The organism is Kitasatospora sp. NPDC050543 (genome assembly GCF_044457565.1).
Classification (GTDB): domain Bacteria; phylum Actinomycetota; class Actinomycetes; order Streptomycetales; family Streptomycetaceae; genus Kitasatospora.
In genome coordinates this window covers 51,793-74,115 of sequence record NZ_JBITGZ010000026.1, presented here as the reverse complement: position 1 = coordinate 74,115, position 22,323 = coordinate 51,793, and the positions used below count along the sequence as shown (strand labels likewise).

Annotated in this window: 14 protein-coding genes and 1 riboswitch; of the genes, 4 read left to right on the top strand and 10 right to left on the bottom strand. The window is 74.2% G+C overall.

Going from position 1 to position 22,323, the window contains the following annotated elements:
- Nucleotides 1-43: 43 nt before the first annotated feature.
- Nucleotides 44-198: riboswitch (cobalamin riboswitch) on the bottom strand.
- 396 nt (nt 199-594) lie between these two features.
- Nucleotides 595-1,557: an alpha/beta fold hydrolase gene (locus ACIBH3_RS27020; RefSeq protein ID WP_396314676.1), complete on the bottom strand. Its 963-nt coding sequence runs from the start codon at nt 1,555-1,557 to the stop codon at nt 595-597.
- Between the two features lie 213 nt (nt 1,558-1,770).
- Between ACIBH3_RS27020 and ACIBH3_RS27015 the strand changes: the two genes are divergently transcribed.
- Entirely contained in the window at nt 1,771-2,088 is a 318-nt protein-coding gene (locus ACIBH3_RS27015; protein ID WP_396314675.1) for a hypothetical protein, read from the top strand.
- A 60-nt stretch (nt 2,089-2,148) separates the two neighbouring features.
- Here the strand turns inward: ACIBH3_RS27015 and ACIBH3_RS27010 are convergent, their stop codons facing one another.
- Complete coding sequence (locus tag ACIBH3_RS27010) at nt 2,149-2,382, bottom strand: hypothetical protein (RefSeq protein WP_396314674.1); 234 nt, start codon at nt 2,380-2,382, stop codon at nt 2,149-2,151.
- Between the two features lie 278 nt (nt 2,383-2,660).
- On the opposite strand from ACIBH3_RS27010, the gene ACIBH3_RS27005 reads away from it, so the two are divergent.
- From ACIBH3_RS27005 to ACIBH3_RS26995, 3 genes are all read left to right on the top strand, one after another.
- On the top strand, nt 2,661-3,020 hold the full coding sequence (locus ACIBH3_RS27005) for a hypothetical protein (RefSeq protein WP_396314673.1): 360 nt from the start codon (nt 2,661-2,663) through the stop codon (nt 3,018-3,020).
- Nucleotides 3,021-3,281: 261 nt separating this feature from the next.
- The gene (locus tag ACIBH3_RS27000; protein ID WP_396314672.1) at nt 3,282-3,455 is read left to right on the top strand and encodes a hypothetical protein; all 174 of its coding nucleotides are present in this window, start codon (nt 3,282-3,284) and stop codon (nt 3,453-3,455) included.
- Between the two features lie 583 nt (nt 3,456-4,038).
- Nucleotides 4,039-6,228: a SpoIIE family protein phosphatase gene (locus ACIBH3_RS26995; protein WP_396314671.1), complete on the top strand. Its 2,190-nt coding sequence runs from the start codon at nt 4,039-4,041 to the stop codon at nt 6,226-6,228.
- Between the two features lie 85 nt (nt 6,229-6,313).
- On the opposite strand, the gene ACIBH3_RS26990 is transcribed toward ACIBH3_RS26995, so the two are convergent.
- The 8 genes from ACIBH3_RS26990 to ACIBH3_RS26955 all read right to left on the bottom strand — a co-directional run bounded on the left by ACIBH3_RS26990 (nt 6,314) and on the right by ACIBH3_RS26955 (nt 22,234).
- The gene (locus tag ACIBH3_RS26990; protein ID WP_396314670.1) at nt 6,314-6,976 is read right to left on the bottom strand and encodes a hypothetical protein; all 663 of its coding nucleotides are present in this window, start codon (nt 6,974-6,976) and stop codon (nt 6,314-6,316) included.
- A 143-nt stretch (nt 6,977-7,119) separates the two neighbouring features.
- Nucleotides 7,120-9,387 (bottom strand): RICIN domain-containing protein, encoded by a 2,268-nt coding sequence (locus ACIBH3_RS26985; protein WP_396314669.1) that lies wholly within the window; start codon nt 9,385-9,387, stop codon nt 7,120-7,122.
- Between the two features lie 138 nt (nt 9,388-9,525).
- Nucleotides 9,526-11,301: a sigma-70 family RNA polymerase sigma factor gene (locus tag ACIBH3_RS26980; protein ID WP_396314668.1), complete on the bottom strand. Its 1,776-nt coding sequence runs from the start codon at nt 11,299-11,301 to the stop codon at nt 9,526-9,528.
- Between the two features lie 211 nt (nt 11,302-11,512).
- Complete coding sequence (gene meaB, locus ACIBH3_RS26975) at nt 11,513-12,508, bottom strand: methylmalonyl Co-A mutase-associated GTPase MeaB (RefSeq protein ID WP_396314667.1); 996 nt, start codon at nt 12,506-12,508, stop codon at nt 11,513-11,515.
- A gap of 4 nt (nt 12,509-12,512) precedes the next feature.
- Nucleotides 12,513-14,720 carry a methylmalonyl-CoA mutase gene (scpA, locus tag ACIBH3_RS26970; protein ID WP_396314666.1) on the bottom strand — a complete coding sequence of 736 codons (2,208 nt, stop codon included), beginning with the start codon at nt 14,718-14,720 and terminating at the stop codon, nt 12,513-12,515.
- Complete coding sequence (gene mutA / locus ACIBH3_RS26965; protein WP_396314665.1) at nt 14,717-16,597, bottom strand: methylmalonyl-CoA mutase small subunit; 1,881 nt, start codon at nt 16,595-16,597, stop codon at nt 14,717-14,719. The genes scpA and mutA overlap by 4 nt, the downstream gene beginning before the upstream one ends.
- 261 nt (nt 16,598-16,858) lie before the next feature.
- Nucleotides 16,859-18,220: a M1 family metallopeptidase gene (locus ACIBH3_RS26960; protein ID WP_396314664.1), complete on the bottom strand. Its 1,362-nt coding sequence runs from the start codon at nt 18,218-18,220 to the stop codon at nt 16,859-16,861.
- Nucleotides 18,221-18,325: 105 nt separating this feature from the next.
- Entirely contained in the window at nt 18,326-22,234 is a 3,909-nt protein-coding gene (locus ACIBH3_RS26955) for a Pls/PosA family non-ribosomal peptide synthetase (RefSeq protein ID WP_396314663.1), read from the bottom strand.
- Nucleotides 22,235-22,323 lie beyond the last annotated feature (89 nt).

Here is a 22,323-nt window from a genome sequence, read left to right as displayed (position 1 = left end):
GCAACGGCGTCAGCACCAGGCATCGTCCCGTAGACCACGACGGATGAGAGCCGGTTACCCGGGCAGGCGATCGGGCTCGCCGCGGACGACACCTGGGTGCCGCGCGGCCCACCGTTGCGGGTCAGCGCCGGAATTCGACCGGACTTCCCCTGCCAGAGCGAGTCGAACGGTACTGCCGCCGGGCCCCGGTCTCAATCCCGGCGGCCGTTATGTGACACGCCCCACGTCCTGGGGTGCAGTCGCCGGGCGGGCACGCTCGCAGGGGCGCCGGACAAGGGAGGTGATCCGACGTCAGGGTCCGGACGCCTTCCGTCCGGCGGACCGGGCCGGCCGACGGCGGGTCCGGGTGTTCGCGCGGCACGGCGGCGGCACGGCGGCTCGCCGCCCTGCGGGAGTGGCGGTAGCGCGAGTCGGCCGCCCGCGCGCGCTGTCGTGTGCGCCGGGCGCGGGCTGCGGCCTCACCCGTTCCCGCCTGGCCTTTTGCAAGCCAACGGATCCGGTGACCGGCCGGATCGCCGGGCATCGACCCCGGCAGTGTGGCTTCGTCGCCCGGCCGGCCCGGGCGTGAGGGCCGGCCGGGCGACGGCGGCGGGTTCAGCCGTCGAGGCTGTCCAGGAAGCCGACCAGGGCCTCGTTGACGTCCTTCGGCCGCTCCTGCTGGGTCCAGTGTCCGCAGTCGGGCAGCCAGCGGACCTCCCGCAGCCCGGGGACGAAGTCCGCCAGCTCGGCCAGCCCCGCCCTGGCGTGCGGGCTGGAGACCACCAGGTCCTTCTCCCCCACGATCAGCAGCGCCGGCGGCGTGATGCGGGCCGCGTGCCAGGCCGCCGTGAGCTCCCAGTTGCGGTCCAGGTTGCGGTACCAGTGCAGCGGCTGGGTGAAGCCGTTGGGCTCGAACTCGGCCGTGAAGACGGCGATGTCCTCCTCGGTGAGCCAGTCGGGCAGCGCGGTCGGGTCGCGGAAGAGGTCGAGGAAGCCGCCGCCCTCCGGCACCAGCGGCGGGGCGTCCGCGCCGAGCACGGCCGATCCGGCCAGCAGCCGCCGGAACGTCGTCGGGATGTCCCGGGCCAGTTCGGCCTCGGGCAGGTCCGGCTGCTGGAAGTAGAGCATGTAGTAGGAGTCGCCGAGCAGTTCGCGCAGCACCGTGGTCGAGGCGCGCGGGCCCCGGCGGAACGGCGGCACCGAGAGCCCGACGACACCCCGCACCACGTCCGGGCGCAGCATCGCGGTGTGCCAGGCGACCGGAGCACCCCAGTCGTGGCCGACCACCACCGCCCGCTCCTCCCCGAGCGCGTGCACCAGGCTGATCACGTCGCCGGTGAGGTGCAGGATGCTGTACTGGTCGACCTCCTCCGGCCCGCCCGTGCGGCCGTAGCCGCGCTGGTCCGGTGCGACGGCGTGGTACCCGGCCTCGGCGAGCGCGGTCAGCTGATGGCGCCAGGAGTACCAGCTCTCGGGGAAGCCGTGCAGCAGAAGCACCAGCGGGCCGGCGCCGGCCTCGGCGATGTGCATCTTCAGACCGCCGGCCGTCTCGACGAATCGGTGCGAGATGAAGGTCATTGACGCTCCCTCGGTAGTCGTGCCACGGGCCGTCGGCGGCGGCCCGGGGTCAGGTCTACCTCATTCGGCGGCCCGGTTGAAGGCCGCCGCCGGCGCGGGCCCGTCGGGCCTGCGGACCGCCCTGGGCCGGGGCCGCGCGAAGGTTCGGCTCGGCCAGCGGTCCGCCGGGGCCGGTCCTAGACTGGCAGGGACCGTCGCCAGAGGGAGGGTGCCATGCGCCGCCCGTACAGCTTTCACCGGGACCACTGCGGACACTCGATCACGGTGAACATCCGCGCGGGCCGGATCACCGAGACCGAACTGCTGGTCGACGGCAAGGAGGTCGGCTTCCAGCGCGAGCACGGCCTGGGCACCCTGCCGCGGGTGCTGGCGGGTGAGCTGCCCAACGATCCGGCCGGCGCGTTCCAGGTGCGGATCGACCGGCCCGCGCGCGGATCCACCGGGCTGGCCTGCGTCCTGGTGATCGGCGACGACGAGTTGCCGATGGCGGACCGCACCGTACCGCCGCACGACAACGCGATGATGCTGTAGCGGCGTTCAGTACCTGGGCGCTCGGTACCTGGACCTCCGGGACCTGGGGGAGGCTCCGCGTCAGAGCTCCGAGGTGTCCTCCGTGGTCCGGAGCGGCTCCGTGCGCCGCGCCGCGCCCGGTGAGCGATCCCAGTAGAGATCGTCGGGCCCGGGCCCCGTCTCCTCCTCGGGGGACGTACCCGGCTCCGCCTCGCCGTGCGCGCCGGAGCGCCCCTGGAAGAGGTCGTCGTCGGCGAGTTCGTCGAGGCTCTCCAGGGGCGTCGACGATCCGTCCCGATTCCGCTGACCGGTCATCGCCACTCCCGCAGCTGGACGCCCCGGACAGGGCAAGCCTACCTCCGGCCGATCCGCCCACCGAGTGCTCCTTCCGGCCTGCCAACCTCACCCTGACACCCATCGCTCTCCGGAATCAAGCGATCACTCCAAGTGTGACGTAGCACACAGTTGCGATTCGGTTGCGGTGTGCAATACTCACCACGGCAAGACCCAAGGCCTTCATTTCCAAGGGAGTTGATGAAGTGCGCGCTCAGATCGCAGCTCTGACGGTCGCAACGGCAGGCATACTGGGAGCGATGGCCGTTCCGGCCTCGGCCACCCCGAGCACCGGCGCGGCGGTGGTGAAACCCGGCTGTACCACCGTCGCGAACCAGCCGTGCGCCTGGCTGGAGCGCGACGGCGGATCCGTCACCGGCCTCGCGCACGTCGCGGCCCCCGACCCCGGCCAGCTCACGCTGGCCCGGGTCGAGATCAAGGTGCAGCGCGCCTGGGGCAAGCCCTGGGAGACGGTGGCCTCCTCCACGCTGGTGCGGGCCGGCTCGATCCAGCTGGCCACACCGAAGATCACGACCGACTTCCGTGTCATCGTCTGCGCGACCGGCGGCCCCGCCCTGGACGCGACACTCCAGGCGAGCACCTGCACCTCGCCGTTCTGACCTCGGGCAACCCGCCCTCGCGGCACCCCGGAGCCCGCGCCGGTCCACCCCCGCGCCGCTCCCCCGCCCGGCCGGGCGCCGCACGCCGCAGCGCCGCGCAGCCCAACCCCGCGCCATCACAGCCGATCTGACGGCGCGAGGTGACCCGCGGCGAGGCGGCGCACAGGATTCCCGATGCGAGCGCCATGTACATGCTCGGCTACAGTAGGTAGTGTCAGCCTCTGTCAATCAGAACCTCTGTCAACCAAGGAGGGGACCACCGTGGCTGACCTGCCCTCGACACCCCGGCGGATCGTGGCCGGACCGACCTTTGTGACCGACCCGGAGGAGGACCAGAACGCGGCCACCGCGTTCGACTGCCCCCGGGCCTGCTGCCACAAGGACGCGCCGGACGACTCACCGCCGCGCTACTGGGGCTGGCGCCGCGAGAAGTAGCCGGGCGTACGAGGCAGCGAGACGGCCTCGGTACGACGAATCCGGGTGCACGAAGCAGCCCGGTGTACGACGAAGCTCCGCCCGCCGGTCCGGGGGCGGAGCTTCGCGCCGTCCGGCACCCGGGGGGCTGCCGGGCCGCCTGCGGCTGCGGATGCCCCGACCGGGTGCGCAGCCATGCAGGCGGCACGCCCGCTGGATAGACTGGCCGGGCTTTCCAGCGCGACCACCGAGCCGCCGGCCTCGGCCGAGCGGCCACCGTCAGCGGTGCCCACCCGGGTGTGGGCACCCGGCAAGAACCCGACCCCGGCCCGCCCCGACCCGGGCCGCGCGGCCACCACCGGGTACCGGGTGGTGCGGCCCGGCCGTACCACCCGGTCGGGACAGTCCCGGCGAACATCGGGACAGTCCCGGCGAACAGGAGCTCAGGCGCCAAGGCGAGCAACCGGCCCTCGGCGCACATCCCGGGCCGATCGAGCGGTGCCGGCACCCCCGGTACCACGAGCACATGGACTGCTTCGAGTACTTCGAGCGCCTCGCCCGGCGACCGGCCCGGCCACCGGCCATCCATCCCCTGGGAGCGGCCATGGCGGAACCCACCGCGTCTTCCCTGGGCGGCTACGACTACGACCCCCGTACCGTGCCCGCCCCTACCGGCCCTGCCCTGCGGCCGCCCGAGGACGCACCGACCGCCGCCACCGACCGGCTGGCCCTCAACGGCATGGGCAGCTTCGACTGGGACCTGGACACCGGCACCTACCAGCTCGACCAGGTCGGCCTGGAGGTGTTCGACCTGCGGGCCGACGAGTTCGACGGGCGGCCGGGCACGCTGGCCGCCCGGCTGCCGGCCGAGGACCGCGCCCGGCTGGACGAGGCCGTCTCCCGGGCACTGCGCCAGGGCGACCTCACCTTCGCGTCGTACTTCCGCCTCACCCGCCGCGACGGCAGGCCCCGCTGGGCACACACCCAGGGCCGCATCCTGCGCGACACCGAGGCCCACCCGTACCGGATCGTCGGCATCATCCGCGACGCCGAGGAGGAGCTCGCGCACGCCGCCGCGATGCGCACCCTCGCCGCGGACCGGCGCCGGCAGACCGACTCGGTGCGCAACACGACCGAGGCCCTGGCCCGCGCCCTGACCGTCAAGGACGTGACCGGCGTGCTCACCGACAGCGAGGGACTGCGGCGGTTCGGCGCCGACGGGCTCGCCCTCGGCCTGGTCGAGGGCGGCACGATGCGCCTGGTCGGGGTGACCCAGCAGCCCTCCCCCGCGCTCAGGGCCCTGGACGACCTCTCCGTCACCCGGTTGGAGGACCAGCTCGGCCTGGCCGAGGCGGTGCGCCGAGGGCGCCCCCGGTTCATCGGTACCGTCGCCGAGCTGACCGCGCGCTATCCGCGGATGCGCCCGTACGCCGACCAGATGGGGATCCGGGCCGCCGCCTTCCTGCCGCTGGCGGCGCAGGCCCGCTCGATCGGCGCGCTGGGTCTGTTCTACGGGGAGGAGCAGCGGTTCAGCAGCGAGGAGCGCAACATCTGTATCGCGCTGAGCAGCGCCGTCGCGCAGTCCTTGCAGCGGGCGATGCTCTTCGACCAGGAGCGGGAGTTCGCCACCACCCTGCAGACCACCATGCTGCCGCGGCGGCTGCCGGAGATCGTCGGCGGCGAGGTCGCCGTGCGCTACCGGGCCAGCCGCAGCGGGCGGGCGGTCGGCGGTGACTGGTACGACGTGGTCTCGCTGCCGCGCCGGCGGGTGGCGGTGGTGATCGGTGACGTCGAAGGGCATGACAGCCATGCGGCCGCGATCATGGGCCAGCTGAGGATCGCGCTGCGCGCGTACGCGGCCGAGGGGCACACCCCCGCGACGGTGATGGCGCGAGCGTCCCGGTTCCTGGCCGAGCTCGACACCGAGCGGTCGGCGACCTGCATCTACGCCGAGGCGGATCTGGAGACCGGCACCCTGCGGCTGGTCCGGGCCGGGCACCTGGAGCCGCTGGTGCGGCACAGCAGCGGGCGGACCAGCTGGCCGGCGGTACGCGGTGGCCTGCCGCTCGGGGTCGCCACGCTGTTCGCCCAGGACGAGTACCCGGAGACCCGGCTCGACCTGAACCCCTCCGACACCCTGCTGATGTGCACCGACGGTCTGGTGGAGCACCCGGGCCGGGACATCTCCGAGGGCCTGCGGGCGTTGGCGGCCGCCGCGCGCTCGGGGCCCTCGGACGCCGAGGAGCTGGCCGACCACGTGAGCACCACGCTGCTCGAACAGTTCGGGCCGGACGACGACGACATGGCGCTGCTGCTGCTGCACCGGGCGGCCGTCCCGGGGATGCACGCCGAACGCCGGATGATCCAGCACCTCCACCAGGCCGACCCGGAGGGGCTGGTGGAGACCCGTACGATGATCCGCCAGGCACTGGCCGCCTGGGGGGCCGCCGCCCTGAGCACCGACATCGAGCTGGCCGCGGACGAACTGCTCACCAATGCGCTGGTGCACACCGACGGCGGCGCGAAGCTCACGGTCGAGCTGCTGGGCCGCCCGACCCGGCGGATCCATCTGGAGATCCAGGACCGCTCCAGTGAGTGGCCGCACCGGCGGATGCCCGGCGAGACCGCCACCTCGGGGCGCGGTCTGCTGTTGGTCGACGCGCTCGCGACCAGTTGGGGCGTGGAGCCGCGCGGTACCGGGAAGAGCATCTGGTGCGAGTTCGCCCTGCCGGGCGACGGCTTCGGGGCGCCGGCTGCGGAGCCCGCCGGGCCCGCGAACGGGCCCGGCGGCTGAGCCGGCCACCGGCCCCGGCGGGCCGGGTGGGGGTCGGGCGGAGTGAGCCGAGGCGGGGCGGGTCGAGGTGGGGTGGGTCGGGGGCTCAGCCGGCGGAGCGGCGGCGCGCGCGCATCGCCGCGATGATCGCCACGGCGCCGGCCAGGCCGGCCGCGGCGGCGACGCCCGCGAGGATCCAGTCACCCGCCGAACCGCCGGAGGACTGGGCCTCGGCGCTCGGCGCGGCGGAGACGGACGGGGCGGCGGCCTTGGCCGCCGCCGGGGCGCCCGGCTGGGCGGAGGCGGAATCAGCGGCGGGTGCGGCGGCGGAGGCAACGGCGGAATCGGCGGCGGGGGCCGAGGGCCCGGCCACCGCCGGCGCGCTCGCGCCGGACGCCGCCTCCACCGTCAGGTCACCCTCGCCGCGCCCGAGCGAGGGGAACGCGGACTCCACCGTCACCTTCCACTGCCCGGCGGGCAGCGCCTCGCTCGTGGTGTACATCCCCGTGCCGCCCTGGACCGGGATCAGCCGCCACGGCCCGACCGTACGGCCGTCCGCCGAGACCGCGCTCAGCGTCGCCGAGACGGCCTCGTCCACCGCGTCGCCGTCGTTCGCCCAGCTGGCCGCAGCCTGGGCGTGCCCCTGCTGCTGGCCGCCGATCTTGAACTTGATGGTGTCGCCGTGGGCGCCGGCGGGGGCGGCGAGCCCGAGGACGAGCAGGCCGGACAGCAGCGGGGCCGCGAGCAGGGCGGTACGGGGGGTACGCATCGAGGGATGACTCCTCATCTGGTGCAGGGAGGGTGGAGCAGCAGACGCGCCGCCCGGTACGGCTCGGCGGGGAGCCGAGCCGTACCGGGCGCGCCGGCCACTACGGCGCAAGCCGCAGGGCCTGGGGTGGGCCGGACCTCAGATCAGGAGGTCGGCTGGACGGTCCAGTTCTGGTAGCCCTGGCTGTCGGGCTTCTGGAGCTCCAGCAGGCGGCCGCCGTAGTACCAGCGGCTGCTCTCGCCGAGGACCACGTCGGAGCCCTTGGCCGTGAGGGTGTACCCGCTGCCGCTGGCCGTCAGCTTCCACTGCTGGGTGGCCGCACCGGTGTTGCACGGCTGCTGCATCACGTACTGGCCGGCGACCGCCTGGCCACCGATCTGCAGGCACTTGCCGGAGACCGCCGACTTGATCCGCAGGTAGCCGTCACCCGCGTCGTCGAACAGCCACTGCTGGTTGGCGTAGCCCGTGCGCTGGTAGGCGATGAGGACGGCACCGTCGTTGGTGGAGCTGCCCCACATGTCGGCCGAGTGGCCGGTCAGGCTGTTGAGCATCAGGTAGCGCTTGCCGGGCTGGGTCGGACCGGTGCCGCCACCGGCCGCCAGGGTACGGAAGGCCGCGGCGCGGCCCGGCTTGGAGACCTTGCCCTGCTGGTCCTTCACCGCGATCGCGAAGGAGTACTGGGTGTTCGGCTGCATCTGGACGACGCGCACGACGGTCGAGGTGACGGTGGCGAGCGCCTTGCCGTTCAGCTGGATCTCGTAGCCGGCGACGCCGTCGACCTTCGGCCAGCTCAGCACGGCCGAGTTCTGGGTGATCTGGCTCGCGGTCACGTCAGGGCCGGTGCTGGGGGTACCGGTCGGCGTGGAGGTCGGGGTCGGGGTGGGCTGGGTCGGGGTGGAGGTCGGCGTCGGCGTCGTGGTGGGCGTCGGCGAGCCGGTCGGGTTCGGCTTGGTCGGGGTCGGGCTGGGGGTGGTGGTCTTGGTGGGGGTCGGGGTGGGCGTCGGGTTGGGGTTCGGGTTGGTGCCGTTGCCCGCGATCAGGAACTGGTTGTTCGCGACGTTCCAGTGCGTGGTGAGGTAGCTGCCGGGCTGCGGCGAGGTGTTGTAGTAGTCGTCGTGGTTGCAGTCCAGCCGCTCGTCGTGGCCGCGGTCCGGGCAGAGGGTCTGCATCTTCGGGTAGTACGGGGTGTCCGAGTAGCACATGATGTCCCACTCGTCGACGCAGTGGCCCGCCCGGCTGGTGTGCGGGGCACTGTTGTTGACCGCGCCGAGGTTGTGGCCGAGCTCGTGGGCGGCGGTGGAGCCACCCCAGCAGCCGGAGTCGGTACGGCCGTAGGACGGGCCGAAGTTGCTGCGGTTGTCCTGGCTCGGGCGCTCGTCACCGGCGAAGGTGCCGATGCCGCAGTACACCTGGGCGTCCGCGAAGATCATGTACTTGCGGTCGCGGCGGTTGAAGCCCTGGGAGGCGAGGGCGTCGTTGGCGGCACCGAACTCGCGCAGCGCCCCGGCGGAGACCTCGACGTTCAGCACCGACACGGTGCAGTCCGGGCCGGTCACGTAGCGCACGTGGCGCACGCCGCCGGTCTCACCGGCGCTCGCGTTGTAGATGGCGTCGGTGTCCGCGGCCCACTTCTTGAACGAGGGCAGGTACTGGGCGAAGCGGTCCTGGCCGGGGGCGTGGACGTAGAGCACCTGGACGCGGTTGCCGGTGGTGCCGTCACCGTCGCACTGGACGCTCGCGTCGGCCGCGGGGCTGGTGCTGCCACCGGCCGGGCCGGCGGCCGGAGCAGCGGCGGCGGCAGCCGCAGCGGCCGGCTTCGGGGTGGAGTCACCGACGGTGGCGCCGCTCTGGGCGTCGAGCACCGGCGGCAGGTCCTTCAGCAGGTCCGAGGCCGAGGGCGCGGGCGCCTTGCCGTCGCCCTGCAGCACCGGGGCCTTGTCCGTGGCGGCGACGGCCGGCGCGGTGTCCTTGTGGATGTCGACGCCGGACGGCGGCTCGTCGGGGCCGTGGGTGCAGAGGGCGGCCTGGGAGACCTTGTAGACGCCCTCGCACGGGTCGTCCTTGGGCGCGGCCTGGAGGCCGGCGTAGACCAGCCCCTTATCGGGCTCGCTCTTTGGTATCTCCTTGATCGGCGTCGCCGCCTGGTTGTGCTGCGGCTTCGCCGCCGGCGTGGGGGCCTTCGTCGCTACACCCGACACCGCTTCGCCGAGCGCCGACGCGTCCAGGTCCGGCACGCCGCCGGCCTGGTTCCCGCTGCCGAGCGCGTCGGCCGAGACGGTGCCCGGGCGCTGGGCGCCGGTCACGCTCTGGATCCCGAACACGCTCGCCGCCAGGGCGGCGGTCACCGCGACCGCGGTGATGGCCAGCTTCCGGTTGTTACGGCGTTTGCGATCTGCACGCCTTCGCGCCATGTCAAATGGTCCTGTCTGCTTGTTCGGCAACTGGTCAGGGCAGGCCCGACCAGGAGGGGTTGGCCAAGAGGCAAGGTTCATGGGTGGGCGGCCGGGCCGTGGGGGCCGGTCCGCCGTGCTGCTACGGGCAGCTTCCGGTCAGCGGGGGGTGCCGAAGTCCTGTGTCCACCAGGGCCCGCCTGGGCCGAAGCGGACGCCGACACCGATGTCCTTGAAGGCGCAGTTGAGGATGTGCACCCGGTGGTCCGGAGTGTTCATCAACTCAGCGACCAGGACTTTGACGTCCGAGCGGCCGTAGCCGATGTTCTCGGCGTAGTTGCTCCAGCGGTAGCCGGCGGCGGTGATCCGCTGCGGGGCGGTGACCCCGTCGGGACTGGCGTGGTCGAAGAAGCCACGGGCCGCCATGTCGTCGGAGTGCCGCTGGGCGGCGGCGTGCAGCTGCGGATCAGGCCGCAGCGGGGCACAGCCCGCCTTCGCCCGCTCACTGTTGATCAGGTCGATGACCTCCTGTTCGAAGGGGCTGAGCAGCACCACCGGTGCGATCTTCGGGCTCGCGGCCGGGCTGCTCGCCGGTGGTGCGGTCGTCGCCTTGCGGGCGGCAGACCGTGAGGCGGCCGGCGTCGGCGACGGGCTCGGGGGCGGCGTCGTCGGTGCCGGTACGGGGGTGGCTGTGGGGGCGGCGACGGGCGCCGGGGGTGGCGGCTCGCTCGCCTCGGTCGTCGGCGGCCAGCTGGTCGGGGCGGGTGGCTCGGGCACGGTGGCCGCGCGGGCGGCGGGCGGCGCGGTGGTCTCCGGGGAGATGAGCGCCACGGCGTCGGTGGGCGCCGGCGTCTCGGGGATCGCGTACGTCAGGCAGGCGAGGGCCGCCACCGCGGCGACCCCGGCGAGCACCGCCGGTACGGCCGGGGCGCCGCCGGCGTGCCAGAGCACGCTCCGCCCGAGGCGGGCGGCGCCGCTGTGCGCGGAGTGGCCCGGTCCGGACAGCCGGCCGGCGAAGTGGCCGTGGTGGCCGGGGACTGACGACCCGTGCGGGAGGGACGACGCGGAGCCGGGGTCGACCGGGCCCGCGGAGCCCGGGTCCACCGGGGCCTGGTGGGCGGGAGCGGCGGCGTGCACCGGCGGGGCGGCCGGGGCCGCGGCGGGCGCGGCCAGGTGCGGCGGCAGCGGGACCACGGCCAGGCCGGCCAGCAGCCCCTCCGCGGGCACCAGGCCGTCCCGGTGCTCGCCACAGGCGTCACAGTCCCGGGCGTGCCGGGCTATTCGCTTGCGCCACAGCGGCCCCGGGTCGCCGTCCCAAGTGGCCGTCAGCGTCTCCAGCTCCGGGCAGCCGGGCACCGCCGACAGCGCCCGGACGACCATCCGGGCGGTCTCCAGCTGCGTCTTCATCCGCTGGATCCGGACGGTCACGTGCTGCTGGGACTGCTCCAGCGCGGTGGCGACGTCCGCCCGGCTCAGCTCGCCGGCGGCCTCCAGCCACCACAGCGAGAGCAGCTCCCGGTCGGTGTCGTCCAGCCAGCGGGTGGCCTCCGTCACCTCCCGGCGCTGCCCGGACAGGCCCAGCCGGACGATCGTCAGACCCACGAAGTCCGCTGCGGGATCGGCGACCTCCTGGGCCTCGTACAGCCCGTCGCAGGGCACCTCCGCGCGGTGGGCGCGCTGGTGGCGGCGGACCTCGTTCATCGCGACGGCCACCAGCCAGGAGCGGAAGCTGCCGGCCTCGCGCAGGCTGGGGAGCCCGTCGATGACCCGCAGCATGGTCTCCTGCACGACGTCGTCGACGTCGGGGTGACCGCTCAGCGCCCGGCCGACGATGTTGTAGACCAACGGCAGGTACTCCGCGATCAGCTCGTCCTGCGCCCGCTCGTCCCCGGCCTGCGCTGCCGTGACCGTAGCGGTCCCGTGTGCACTGTTCACCTGCGTCCGCTCCCCGTGGGCCTGCCCGAAAACGCTCCGACACTTAGGAGACCTCCGGGCGGGACGGGGATAACAGAAAATCCGGTTCCGCTTTCAGATTGGTTGAGATCGACCCCTCGAACAGGGTTTGACGAGGCGTTTCGCGGGCACATGGGTCGGCCCCCGGACCGTGGTCCGGGGGCCGAGGCGTGCGGCAGGGGTGGTGAGCGGGTCAGCCGGCGGGCCGGCGGAAGCTCGCCAGGATGCGCTCGGCCGCCAGGGTGGCGGTCAGCGCGCCGTCGCGGACCTGCTGTTCGAGCCCGGGGGCGAGGCTGCGGACCTCCGGGTGCTCGCGCAGCTGGGAGAGCAGCTGGTCATGGACCATCGCCCAGGTCCAGTCGACCTGCTGGGCGCGGCGCTTGGCGTCCAGCTCGCCGGTGGCCTCCAGGATCTGCCGGTGCTGCTGGAGGCGCTCCCACAGCACGTCCAGGCCGGCGCCGTCGCGGCCGCTGCAGGTCAGCACCGGCGGGGTCCAGGAGGCGTCCGGGGCCTGGAGCAGGCGCAGCGCGCCGGCGAGTTCCCGGGCGGCCGCGCGGGCGTCCAGCTCGTGCGGGCCGTCCGCCTTGTTGACGGCGACCAGGTCGGCGAGCTCCAGGACGCCCTTCTTGATGCCCTGGAGCTGGTCGCCGGTGCGGGCCAGGGTGAGCAGCAGGAAGGAGTCGACCATGTTCGCGACGGTGGTCTCCGACTGGCCCACCCCGACCGTCTCCACCAGCACGACGTCATAGCCGGCCGCCTCCATCACCACCATGCTCTCGCGGGTGGCGCGGGCCACCCCGCCGAGGGTGCCCGAGGTGGGCGAGGGGCGGACGAAGGCGGCCGGGTCGACGGCGAGCTTCTCCATCCGGGTCTTGTCACCCAGGATGGAGCCGCCGGTTCGGCTGGAGGAGGGGTCGACGGCGAGCACCGCGACCCGGTGTCCGAGGCCGGTGAGCATGGTGCCCAGGCCCTCGATGAAGGTGGACTTGCCCACGCCGGGCACCCCGGTGATGCCGACCCGGACGGCCTTGCCGGAGTGCGGCAGCAGCTCGATCAGCAGCCGCTGGGCGAGTTCGCGGTGGTCGGGCCGGGTGGATTCCACCAGGGTGATGGCCCGCGCGATGTACGCGCGCGAGCCGTCGAGCACACCCTGGAGGTACTGGTCGAGGTCGATCGTGCGGGCCGCCATCGGCTCACAGCTCGTGGCCGAGCGACGCGGCCAGCGTCCTCAGCAGGTCGTGGGCGGCGTCCGGGATCACCGTGCCGGGCGGGAACACCGCGGCGGCGCCGGCCTCGTAGAGGGCGTCGAAGTCCTGCGGGGGGATGACCCCGCCGACCACGATGGTGACGTCCTCGCGGCCGGCCTCGGCGAGTTCGGCGCGCAGCGCGGGCACCAGGGTCAGGTGGCCGGCGGCGAGCGAGGAGACGCCGACGATGTGCACGTCGGCCTCGACGGCCTGGCGGGCCACCTCGGCGGGGGTCTGGAAGAGCGGGCCGACGTCGACCACGAAGCCGAGGTCGGCGAACGCGGTGGCGATCACCTTCTGGCCGCGGTCGTGGCCGTCCTGGCCCATCTTGGCGACCAGGATGCGCGGGCGGCGGCCCTCGGCCTGCTCGAACGCCTCGACCAGGTCGCGGGTGCGCTGCACGGCGGTGGATGTTCCTGCCTCGTCACGGTACACACCGGAGATGGTACGGATCTGGCCGGAGTGCCGGCCGTACACCTTCTCCAGGGCGTCCGAGATCTCGCCGACGGTGGCCTTGGCGCGGGCGGCGTTCACCGCGAGGGCCAGCAGGTTGCCGTCCAGGCTGCCGCCGCGCTGGGGGCCGGCCTCGGCCGAGGCGGTGAGCGCCTTCAGGGCGTCCTGACAGGCGGCCTCGTCGCGTTCGGCGCGCAGCCGGCGCAGCTTCTCGATCTGCTGGGCGCGCACCGAGCTGTTGTCGACCTTGAGGACGTCGATCTGCTCGTCGTTGGCGACGCGGTACTTGTTGACGCCGATCACGGGCTGGCGGCCGGAGTCGATCCGGGCCTGGGTACGGGCGGCGGCCTCCTCCACGCGCAGCTTGGGGATGCCCGCGTCGATGGCCTTGGCCATGCCGCCGGCCGCCTCGACCTCCTGGATGTGCTGCCAGGCGCGGCGGGCGAGGTCGTTTGTGAGCTTCTCGACGTACGCGCTGCCGCCCCAGGGGTCGATCACCCGGCAGGTGCCGGACTCCTGCTGGAGCATCAGCTGGGTGTTGCGGGCGATCCGGGCGGAGAAGTCGGTGGGCAGCGCCAGCGCCTCGTCGAGGGCGTTGGTGTGCAGCGACTGGGTGTGGCCCTGGGTGGCGGCCATCGCCTCCACGCAGGTGCGGGTGACGTTGTTGAAGACGTCCTGCGCGGTGAGCGACCAGCCGGAGGTCTGCGAGTGGGTGCGCAGCGACAGCGACTTGGCGTTCTTGGGCTCGAACTCCTTGACCAGCTTGGCCCAGAGCAGGCGGGCGGCCCGCAGCTTGGCGATCTCCATGAAGAAGTTCATGCCGATCGCCCAGAAGAAGGAGAGCCGGGGCGCGAAGGCGTCCACGTCCATGCCGGCTTCCAGGCCCGCGCGCAGGTACTCCACGCCGTCGGCGAGGGTGTAGGCGAGCTCCAGGTCGGCGGTGGCCCCGGCCTCCTGGATGTGGTAGCCGGAGATGGAGATGGAGTTGTAGCGCGGCATCTTCTGCGAGGTGTACGCGAAGATGTCGGAGATGATCCGCATCGAGGGCTGCGGCGGGTAGATGTAGGTGTTGCGGACCATGAACTCCTTGAGGATGTCGTTCTGGATGGTCCCGGCGAGCTTCTCCGGCGCCACCCCCTGTTCCTCGGCCGCCACGATGTAGAGCGCCAGCACCGGCAGGACGGCGCCGTTCATGGTCATCGACACGGACATCTTGTCCAGCGGGATGCCGTCGAAGAGCTGGCGCATGTCGTAGATGGAGTCGATGGCCACGCCCGCCATGCCGACGTCGCCGGTGACCCGGGGGTGGTCGCTGTCGTAGCCGCGGTGGGTCGGCAGGTCGAAGGCGACCGACAGGCCCTTCTGGCCGGCGGCCAGGTTGCGCCGGTAGAAGGCGTTGGACTCCTCGGCGGTGGAGAAGCCGGCGTACTGGCGGACCGTCCACGGCTGGTTGACGTACATGGTCGGGTACGGGCCGCGCAGGTAGGGCGCGACGCCGGGGTAGGTGCCCAGGAAGTCGAGTCCGGCGAGGTCCTCGGCGGTGTAGAGCGGCTTGACGCCGATGCCCTCGGGGGTCTCCCAGAGGAGCTCCTCGGTGGCCTTGCCGGTGGCCTGCTGCCAGGCCTCCTGCCACTGGTCGCCGGTGGTCGCGGGGCGCTCGGCCCCGTCGAGTCCGATCTCGGTGAAGTCGGGGATCATCACACCGCTCCGATCTCGTCGAGGGCCGAGGTGAGGACGGCGACGGCGTCGCAGCCCGCGTGGATGTAGCCGTCGATGCCGGCCTGACGGTAGGCCTCGCCCTGGTCTCCGGGGCGGCCGGCGAGCAGCACCCGGCGGGCGCCGGCCGCCTTGAGCGCGGCGGCGAGGGCTTCGGCGTGCTCGCCGTACAGCTTGTCGCTGGAGCAGATGCACGCGACGGGGGCGCCGCCGGCGGTGAACGCCTCGGCCAGGGCGGCCGGGTCGGCGCCCTCACCGAGGACGGTCTCGATGCCGCCGACCTGGAACAGGTTGGCGGCGAAGGCGGAGCGCGCGGTGTGCGCGGCGGCTGGCCCGATGGCCGCCAGGAAGAGCCGCGGCCGCTGCCCGGTCTGCGCGAGGGTCGCGTCGGAGCGGGTGCGCAGCGCCTCGAAGGCCTCGGCCCGGCGCACTCTGGGCAGGCCGCCGCCGGGGGCGGCGGGGGCCGGCTCGCGGACCACCGGCTGCTCCTGGAGGTTGGGGAACTCGCTGACGCCGGTGATGGGTTCGCGGCGGTGCGCGAGGTCGGCGGAGCGGGCGGCCCAGGTGGCGGCGATCCGCTCGCGCACCAGGCCGGAGTGCAGCGCCGCCTGCTGGCCGCCGGCCCGCTCGATCTCCTGGAACCAGGCCCAGGCGGCGTGGGCGAGCTCGTCGGTGAGCTGTTCGACGTACCAGGAGCCGCCCGCCGGGTCGATGACCCGGGCCAGGTGGGACTCCTCCAGCAGGATCGCCTGGGTGTTGCGGGCGACCCGGCGGGCGAAGGCGTCGGGCAAGCCGAGGGCCGCGTCGAACGGAAGGACCGTCACCGCGTCGGCGCCGCCGACGCCGGCCGCCAGGCAGGCGACGGTGGTGCGGAGCATGTTCACCCACGGGTCGCGCTCGGTCATCATCACGGCGGAGGTGACCGCGTGCTGGCGCTGCGCGGCGGGCGCCGGGTCGGCGCCGCAGACCTGGGTGACGCGCGCCCAGAGCCTGCGGGCGGCACGGAACTTGGCGATGGTGAGGAACTGGTCGGCGGTGGCGGCGTAGCGGAAGTCGATCTGGGCGGCAGCCTCGTCGACGGTGAGGCCGGCGGCGGTGAGCTCGCGTAGGTAGGCGAGGCCGGTGGCGAGCGAGCAGCCGAGCTCCTCGGCGGGGGAGGCGCCGGCGTCGTGGTGGACGAGGGCGTCCACGGTCAGGGCGCGCACGGCCGGGTACTCACGGGCGCAGCGGCCGGCGAGGGCGGCGGCGGCGGTGAGCTGCCGGGCGGTGTCGTCCTCGCGTCCGGTGCGGGCGAGCAGGCCGAGCGGGTCGCCGCCGAGGCTGCCCGCGGCGTCGGCGGCGGGTACCTCGCGCCGGGCGTACAGGTCGAGCAACTGCTCGGCGGCGGGCACGAACTCGTCGCCGGCGTCGAGGGCGATCGGGGCGAGGTCCAGGTAGACGCCCTCCAGTACCTCGGGCAGCGCCTCGACGGGCAGCGCGCCCTCGCCGACGGCCAGCCAGAGCGAGCCGACGCCGTTCTCCAGGTCCGCGAGCACGGCCTCGTTGGAGCGCTTGGGGTCGGGGTGGGCGTGGCGCTGGCGTACGTCCCAGCCGGCGAGGGCGGAGCCCTGGGGGCGGTTGCCCCGGACGAAGGGCGGGAAGCCCGGGTAGCCGGGGTCGGCCGTGGTGTCCTCGGCGGTGTAGAGGGGACGGACGCGCAGTCCGTCCTGAAGGCCGGTGGAGAGCGCGGTCTCGGCCTGTGCGCCGACCGCGTCCTCGATGCCGGACTTGCGCAGGACGCCTTCTACAAGGCGCTGCCACTGCTCCCGGGAGGTATCCGGAAACTCGGCAGCCAGGGACAGCTCTTCGGGCGGGACGCTCATGAGGGAAGGCTAGAGGTGCGGGGCGCGAAGCAGCAGGTCCAATCGGTGTGACCTTGCCCTCGCTGCACTCCGCGCGGCCTGGAGTGCAGCGTCGTCAGGTGGGCGCGGGGGCGGGCCCGGCGGCTCCAGGGACGGGCGCCGCCGGGGGCGCGGAGACGGCGCGTCAGATCGGTGGGGGCGCGGGTGCCCGGCGCGGGGTGCGGGGCCACGCCCGGGCGCTCTCCGCGCGCCGGGTCAGGCGCCGAAGGGTCGTCCGCGAGGTCAGGCGGCGAGGGGCAGCGGGGGCAGGGCGCCCTCCCGCAGCCAGGCGTCGAAGAGGCCGTCCAGCGGCCCGGCGGCGTAGTGCCGGGCGTGCGCGGTGAAGTCCGCGGTGCTGACCACCCCGTGGCGGTGTATCGCCGCCCAGTCCCGGACCATCGGGAAGAACGCGGCGTCGCCCAGCGCGCAGCGCAGCGCGTGGATGGTCAGCCCGCCGCGCTGGTAGAGCCGGTCGTCGAACATCAGCTTCCGGCCCGGGTCGCCCAGGCGCAGGTCCTGCGGGAGCCTGCTGAGCAGGGCGTGCGCGGTGGCGGCGTGCGCGGCGGCGGGCAGGCCGCCGGACTGCTCCGACCAGAGCCACTCCGCGTACTTGGCGAAGCCCTCGTTGAGCCAGATGTGCCGCCAGTCGGCGATGCTCACGCTGTTGCCGAACCACTGGTGGGCCAGCTCGTGGGCGACCAGGCGCTCGAAGCCGCGGCCGCCGTCCACGTGGTTGGTTCCGAAGGTGGCCACGCCCTGCGCCTCCACCGGGACGTCCAGCTCCTCGTCGGCGACGACCACCGCGTACTCGCCGAACGGGTACGGCCCGAACACCTCCTCGAAGAAGTGCATCATCTGGGGCTGGCGGCCGAAGTCCCGGGTGAACTCGGGCAGCAGCCGCGCGGGCAGGTAGGCCGTCTGCGGGACTGGTCGGCGCGGGTCGGCGACCGGGAAGGCCCCGGGGGCGGACCCGGTCAGCCGCACGGCCTCGTACTGGCCGATCGAGACCGTGACCAGGTAGCTGGAGGTGGGTGCGGCCTGCTCGTACACCCAGGTGGTGCTGCTGGCGCGGGTGGTCCGGGTGAGCAGCCGGCCGCCGACCACCACGGTGTACGGCGAGGGCGTGGTGATGGAGATCTGGTAGGTGGCCTTGTCGGCCGGTCGGTCGTTGCACGGGTACCAGGACGGCGCGCCGACCGGCTGGCTGGCGACCAGCGCGCCGTCGGTCAGCTCCTCCCAGCCGAGGCCGCCCCATTGGCTGCGGACGGGCTTGGGGTTGCCGGTGTAGTGCACCTCGACGGTGAACGCGGCTCCGGCCCCGAGCGCCTTCGCCGGGCGTACCCGCAGCTTGCCGGCCCGGTGGGTGTAGTGCGCGGCGCGGCCGTCCACCAGGACCCGGCCGATCCGGAAGTCGGCCAGGTCGAGGGCGAACTCCCGCAGCGGCGCCCCGCCGGCCACCGCGCTCAGCCGGGCGGCGCCACCGAGCCGGTTGGGCCCGGGGCGGTAGTCCAGGGCCAGCTCGTAGCGGTGGACGCGGTAACGGGCGTCGCCGTGGTCGGGGAAGTACGGGTCGACGCCGGGAACCGGCAGCTGCTTGGGACTCACCGGTTCGTACGCTCCCTGCGATCTACGACGTGCGTTGTGCGACGTGCGTTGTGCGACGCGCGGGCAGCGGCGGCCGCACGCACGGGGACGTGGGAGCCGGCGCCGCTAGGCCTGCCAGGCCTCGATCGGGTTGCCGAGCCACCGGGTGTCGGCCGGCACGGACTCGGCGCGCATCACCAGCGAGGCCGGCCCCAGCGTGCTGCGGGCCCCGACGGTGCTGCCGGGCAGGACGATGCCACCAGGGCCCAGGGTGGCACCCTCACGCAGGACCACAGTATCCATCCTCATGATCCGGTCGTGGAAGAGGTGGGTCTGCAGCACGCACCCGCGGTTGACGCTCACGCCGTCGCCGAGGGTGACCAGGTCCGCCTCGGGCAGCCAGTAGCTCTCGCACCAGACGCCCCGCCCGACCCGGGCGCCCAGCCCCCGCAGCCAGAGGTTGAGCACCGGGGTGCCGGGCACCGCGCCGATCAGCCACGGCACGGCCAGCACCTCCACGAAGGTGTCGGCCAGCTCGTTACGCCACACGAAGCTGCTCCAGAGCGGGTGCTCCACCGCGCGGAAGCGACCCACCAGGATCCACTTGGCGGCGATCGACACCAGGCAGGCCGCCAGGCCGGCGCCCAGCAGCACCAGCCCCGACAGCAGCGCGGCCAGCGCCGGGGAGCCGGCCTCGGCCAGCCGGGCCAGCGCGGCCACCGTCAGCACACCGAGCGCCGCGGAGGCCAGCACCGGCACCAGCCGGCAGACCTCGACCAGCGCGCGCGCCCAGAGCAGCCGGGCCGGGGGGTCGTAGGTCAGGCTCTGGTCGCCGGCATCGGCCGAACGCGGCAGGCGCATCGGCGGCATGCCCAGGTACGAGCTGCCCTTCTTGGCCTTCTTCGGGGTCGCGGACAGCACGCCCACCAGGCCCCGGTCCGGCACCGCGCGCCCGGGCGCGGTCATCCCGGAGTTGCCGAGGAAGGCGCGCTCGCCGATCTCGGCCTCTCCGAGGTGCAGCCAGCCGCCGCCCAGCTCGTACGGGGCGATCAGGGTGTCGTCCGCGAGGAAGGCGCCGTCACCGACCGTGGTCAGGCTGGGCAGGGCCAGCACCGTGGAGACCTCGGCCCCGGTGCCCACCTTCATGCCCAGCGCGCGCAGCCAGACCGGGGTGATCAGGCCCGCGTACAGCGGGAAGAGCGTCTCGCGGGCCAGGTCCATCAGCTGGCTGACCGTCCAGGCCTGCCAGCCGACCCGCCCGTGCAGCGGGTGGTGGCCGGGCCGCAGCCCCACGCTCAGCAGCCGGACGGCGGCCAGCAGCAGCACCGCGTACGTCAGCCCGAAGGCGAGCGTGGCGGGCACCACCGCGGCGAGCGCGCCGAGCAGGGCCTCGCCCAGGCCCTCGCCGGGCCGGACGAAGTGGATCAGCACGGCCAGTGCGGGCAGCGCCGCGAGCACCGGCAGCAGGCTCAGGCCCAGCCCGGCCGCGCCGTACGCGGCGGCCCACCGGGCCCGGCGCGGCGGGCGCTGCTCGGGCCAGCCGCGGTCGGCCTTGCCCAGCTTGGCGGCCGGCGCGCCGGCCCAGCGCTGGCCGGTCGGGATCTGGCCGGTGACGCCGGATCCGGGCGCGACCTGGGCGCGCTTGCCGACCCGGGCACCGGGGAAGAGCGCGCTGCGGGTGCCGACCACCGCGCCGGAGCCGACCCGGACCTGGCCGACCTCCAGCCGGTCCCCGTCCAGCCAGTAGCCGGACAGGTCCACCTCGGCCTCGACCGCGCAGCCGCGGCCCAGCCGGAGCATGCCCGTGACGGGGGGCAGCGCGTGCAGGTCGACCTCGGGGCCGATCCTGGCGCCGAGCGCCCGGCCGTAGCGCACCAGCCAGGCGCCGGAGAGCGCGGTCGCGCCGCTCAGCTCGCTCAGCCGCTCCGCCGTCCAGAGCCGCAGGTGGACGGCGCCGCCGCGAGGGTAGCTGCCGGGCCGCAGCCCGCGCAGCAGCAGCCGGGCGCCGCCGGCGGCGATCGCCAGCCGGCCGGGCGGGCTGAACAGCAGCAGCGCGCCGGCGCCGACCAGCCACCAGGACGCGGTCGGCGCCCACGGGTAGCTGCCGAACCAGGACAGCACATTGCCCAGCGCCAGCAGCCCGATCGTCCAGCGCAGGCCGACCAGCGTGAACAGCGGCACCAGCAGGAGCAGCTGGATCAGCTTGGCGCGGGCCGGGACGAGCTCGATCGTGCGGGCGGCGCCGTCGCCCTGCGCCGAGCGCTCCAGGTGGCGCGCCAGCTTGCGCAGCACGGGCTGCTGGTAGATGTCCAGGACGGCGGCCGCCGGGTAGCGGCCGCGCAGCAGTGTGGTCAGGCGGGCGGCGGCCAGGCTGGAGCCGCCGATCGCGAAGAAGTCGTCCTGGGCGCTGTTCACGGGGACGCCGAGGATCTCGCTCCACTGCTCGGCGAGCCAGGCCTCCGTCCCGTAGAGGTGCTCCGCGGGGCTCGCGCCCCCCAGGTCGGGCAGCGGCCAGGGCAGCGCGGCGCGGTCGACCTTGCCGGAGGTGCGGGTGGGCAGCGAGTCGACGGGGGCGAGCAGCGGCACCAGGGCGGCGGGCAGCTCGGCGCGCAGCCGTTCGACGGCCTTGGCGTGGTCCCAGTCGTCCTGGATGACCAGGTAGCCGACCAGCAGCTGGTTGCCGCCGCGGGCGGTCCGTACGGCGGCGGCGGCGCCCGCCACGCCCGGCAGGGCCTGGAGGGCGGCGTCGACCTCGCCGAGCTCGATCCGCCGGCCGCCGAGCTTGACCTGCTCGTCGCCTCGTCCGAGGAACAGCAGCCCCTCGGGCTCGGCCTGTACCAGGTCGCCGCTGCGGTAGGCGCGGTCCCAGTCGAGCGACTTCAGCGGGGCGTACTTCTCGGCGTCCTTCTCCGGGTCGAGGTAGCGGGCCAGGCCCACCCCGCCGATCACCAGCTGGCCCGCGGCGCCCATGGCGACCGGGTCGCCGGCCTCGTCGACCACGGCCAGCTCCCAGCCGTCCAGTGGCAGGCCGATCCTGACCGGGCCGTCGGCGCTCAGCAGTGAAGCGCAGGCGACGACGGTGGCCTCGGTGGGACCGTAGGTGTTCCACACCTCGCGGCCCTCGGTGACCAGGCGCTGGACCAGCTCGGGCGGGCAGGCCTCGCCGCCGAAGATCAGCAGCCGGACCTCGATCAGCGCCTCGGCCGGCCAGAGCGCGGCGAGTGTGGGCACCGTGGAGACGACGGTGATCTCCTGATCGGCGAGCCAGGGGCCGAGGTCGGCGCCGCTGCGCACCTGGGAGCGGGGCACCGGCACCAGGCAGGCGCCGTGGCGCCAGGCCAGCCACATCTCCTCGCAGGAGGCGTCGAAGGCGACCGACAGGCCGGCCATCACGCGGTCGCCGGGGCCGATCGGCTCCTCCTGGAGGAAGAGCGCGGCCTCGGCGTCGACGAAGGCGGCGGCATTGCGGTGGGTGACGGCCACGCCCTTGGGCTTGCCGGTGGAGCCCGAGGTGAAGATGATCCAGGCGTCGTCGCCGGGGCCCGGGCGGCCCGCCGGGCCGGCCCGGCCCGGCGCGGTGGCGTCGCCACCCGTGGGGGCGGTGAGGGCGAGGCTGCGGTCGGCGCCCAGGACGGCGCTCACGGCCGCCTCGCCGAAGACCAGCGCCGCGCGCTCGTCCGGGTCCTCGGCGTCCACCGGGACGTAGGCGGCGCCCGCGGCGAGGACCGCCAGGATGCCGATGTACAGGTCGTTGGTGCCGGACGGGACCCGGACACCGACCCGGTCACCCGTGCCGATGCCGGCCGCGGCCAGGCGGCGGCGCAGCGTCTCGACCTCGGCGGCCAGCGCGCGGTAGGTCAGCGCGGTGCGGCCGTCGTCGAGGGCGGGCTCGTCGGGGTGGGCCCGGACGGTCGCCTCCAGGACGTCCACCAGGGTGCGCGGCGCGGTGGCCGGGCGGCCGGGGAACAGGGCGAGCGGCCCCGCGCTCCCGTCGGTCCGGAGATCCCGGTCCTGCGGTGTGCGGCTCTGCGTCATGGTGGCCGTTCGCTCCTCGTCCCTCATCCCTGCCCGTGGCGGGTGCCAGGCCTTGAGGGCTGCGGGGTGGGCCCGAGTGGGCACCGCGC